The sequence below is a fragment of the Nocardia araoensis NBRC 100135 genome, assembly GCF_000308435.1.
In the GTDB taxonomy this organism is placed as follows: domain Bacteria; phylum Actinomycetota; class Actinomycetes; order Mycobacteriales; family Mycobacteriaceae; genus Nocardia; species Nocardia araoensis.
On sequence record NZ_BAFR01000235.1, the window covers coordinates 1 to 304 of the forward strand.

A 304-nucleotide genomic window follows, 5' to 3' on the forward strand; every position below is an offset into this window, starting at 1 on the left:
GGACGCTCCGGCTGCTGATTGAGAGCTTGTTGCGGTCGTCGCTGGTTAGGGATCTGACGGCGGGGTTGTCCACGGGCTGGAACTGCAAGGTCAGGAGCATGTGGGTGGCAACTCGCCCTCAGATCTGGGTCGGGATCGATGTCGGCAAGCACGCGCATCACGCGTGCGGGGTCGATGAGACCGGCAAGACGGTGTTCAGTCAGAAGTTCGGTAATGACCAGGCCGCGATCGAGGCGTTGATCGCCCGTGCCGGCCAGGCCGCCGACCGGGTGTGGTGGGCGATCGATCTGACCAGCCCGATGGC

At 64.8% G+C, this 304-nt stretch carries 1 protein-coding gene; it reads left to right on the forward strand.

Annotated elements, in window-relative coordinates:
* Positions 1-104: 104 nt before the first annotated feature.
* A partial coding sequence (locus ON21_RS30120; RefSeq protein WP_157171019.1) for an IS110 family transposase occupies positions 105-304 on the forward strand: 200 nt, incomplete at its 3' end.